Annotated in this window: 2 protein-coding genes and 2 pseudogenes; all 4 read left to right on the forward strand. The window is 30.3% G+C overall.

The features are described 5' to 3' along the window. Positions 1-189, forward strand: a pseudogene (locus NG904_RS06075) (ABC transporter substrate-binding protein); the annotation flags it as partial. Then, positions 170-1,195: a FecCD family ABC transporter permease gene (locus NG904_RS06080; RefSeq protein WP_252230504.1), complete on the forward strand. Its 1,026-nt coding sequence runs from the start codon at positions 170-172 to the stop codon at positions 1,193-1,195. The pseudogene NG904_RS06075 and the gene NG904_RS06080, both read left to right, overlap by 20 nt. Positions 1,196-1,210: 15 nt before the next feature. After that, positions 1,211-1,955, forward strand: a pseudogene (locus tag NG904_RS06085) (ABC transporter ATP-binding protein). A 56-nt stretch (positions 1,956-2,011) separates the two neighbouring features. Continuing rightward, the gene (locus tag NG904_RS06095; RefSeq protein ID WP_252230508.1) at positions 2,012-2,662 is read left to right on the forward strand and encodes a Dph6-related ATP pyrophosphatase; all 651 of its coding nucleotides are present in this window, start codon (positions 2,012-2,014) and stop codon (positions 2,660-2,662) included. The last annotated feature ends 59 nt before the right edge of the window (positions 2,663-2,721 follow it).

Genomic DNA, 2,721 nt, shown 5'->3' on the forward strand with positions numbered 1-2,721 from the left:
AGCGGAAATGAAAAAACTGCAATAGAGGATATAACTAGCCGTGAAGGATGGAACACAATCACAGCTGTTAAGAATGATGATGTATATATTATTGATAATAATACTTCTTCAAGACCATCACAAAATATAATTAAAGCATTAAAGAAAATGGCAAAGGTTATTTATCCAGATGAATACAAAGACTTATAAAAATAGAATATTATTAATGCTATCAATTCCGCTAGTATTTTTAATTTTATGCATTGGAACTTCCATTGGGAGTTCCAATATTGGTATTTTAGATATTATTTCAATTCTATGCAATAAAATTTTTAGTGTTCCATTAAGTGATGGAATTGATTCAAGCCAGGTAGTAATAATTTGGAATGTAAGATTACCACGGGTATTACTAGCCTTTATTGTTGGGGGATCATTAGGTGTAAGTGGTGCTGTAACTCAGTCAGTTCTTAAAAATACATTAGCATCACCATATACTTTAGGTCTGTCTTCTGGAGCCTCTTTAGGTGTAGGAATATTAATTGTAAGTGGTACTTATATTCCATTTTTAGGGAACTTAACAATGCCAATAGTTGGATTTGTTTGTAGCTTGGTTACAATGATTGTGGTTCTTAAACTTTGTGAAAAAGCAGATAGCGCTATATCGAGTAGTAGAATAATTCTTGTTGGTATGGTATTTTCACTATTTTGTAATGCAATATTAACTACAATTTCAGCATTGTTTAGTGATAAAATGCAAAGTATTGTAATGTGGCAAATGGGTTCATTTGCAATGAGAGGATGGAGTTACGTTAAGGCTTCAATACCTTTTTATATTATTGGATTAGTTGGTGTAATGATTTATTGTAGGGAAATGGATGTATTAACATTTGGAGAAGATGAGGCAAAGGCATTGGGTGTTGAGACAAATAAGGTTAAAAGAAATTTATTTTTATTTGTAGCGTTTCTTACTGGTAGTGCAGTTGCATTAAGTGGGGTAATTGGTTTTGTTGATTTAATAGCACCTCATGTTGTTAGAAAAATATTTGGATCAAACCATTCATATGTAATATCAATGTCAGCAGTATTTGGAGGATGTTTGATGGTAATAACAGATTTAGTTTCAAGAACAATAATTGTACCATCAGAGTTGCCAGTTGGCGCCATAACTGCATTAATTGGAGCACCATTTTTTGCTTATATATACTTTAAAAAATAAAAGTAGGTGAAAAACATGTTAAAGATAGAGGGGCTAAGTTGTGGATATGATAATTTAGACGTAGTTAAAAATATAACCTTTAATATTGAAAGAGGAAATAACTTTTGTATAGTTGGACCTAATGGTTGTGGGAAAAGTACATTATTAAAATCTATAGCAAATTTGATCGATTATAAAGGCGATATTACTCTTGATTCAAAAGAAATACGTAAGTTGAATAGAAAAAAGTTAGCAACAAAGATAGCTCTTATGAGCCAATCAAGTAATATATATTTTCCTTATACTGTTTTTGAAACAGTATTATTGGGTAGATATGCTCATATAAATGGAGTATTTGGAAAGCCAAGTAATGAAGATAAGGACATGGTATTAAGGTGTCTAGATAATGTTGGGATATCGAATTTAAAGGATAAGCTAATAACTGAATTGTCAGGAGGACAGCTTCAAAGAGTTTACTTGGCAAGAGCGTTTGCACAAGATCCAGAAGTAATACTTTTAGATGAACCAACAAATCANNATTCAAATACTAAAATATTTAAAAAGCTGGACAAAAGAAAATAATAGAATAGTAATAGCGGTATTACATGATTTAAACCTAGTTCAAACTTTTGGTGAAAAAGTGCTGTTATTAAATGAAGGGCAAATCATCAAGGAAGGTACACCAAAGGAAGTCTTTAGTGGCGAAGAGTTGAAAGGGGTTTATGGAATAGATATTAAAGAATTTATGATTAATGCACTGGAAAAGTGGAAGGATAATTAAATTATACACATAAATTATATCTATTTTTAATACATAAGTATGAAAGGAAGTTAATTATGGTTAAAAAGTTTATTATGTCTTATAGTTGTGGCAAAGATAGTACTTTAGCTTTATATAGAATGATAAAAGCAGGGCATAAGCCAGAAGTTTTACTTGTTACTGTTGATAAAAAAAATTCTAGGTCTTGGTTTCATGGGGTGCCTGAAAATTTAATTAGAGAAATGGCAGATTCTCTGAATATATCTTTATTATTAGTTGATTCAGAGGGTGGAAATGATTATGAAGCGACTTTTACAAAAGCATTAATTTGTGCTAGAGAAAAATATGGGATAGATTCTTGTGTATTTGGGGATATTGATTTAGAACCACATAGAGCATGGTGCACGGATAGATGTAATGAAGCAAGCATTGAAGCTGTATTTCCTCTTTGGCAAGAAAATAGGGAAGATTTAGTTTATGAATTTATTGATTCAGGATTTAAAACAGTAATCAAGAATGTAAAGCTTAAGTGTATGTCTGAAGACTTTTTAGGAAAAGTATTAACTACAGATGTTGTAGAACAAATAAAAGCTACAGGTTCTGATGCTTGTGGTGAAAATGGGGAATATCATACATTTGTATATGATGGTCCATTATTTAATTATCCAATAAATTTTTCTAAAAAAGGAATAATAAAAACTCAAGAGTATGGATATTTAGATATTTAGAATAAAGAATAAAAGAAAAATACATAATATTGATAAAATAATTTTAGGCTATGTTTTAG

This window comes from Clostridium sp. ZBS15, assembly GCF_023845705.1.
GTDB classification, from domain to species: Bacteria; Bacillota; Clostridia; order Clostridiales; family Clostridiaceae; genus Clostridium; species Clostridium aquiflavi.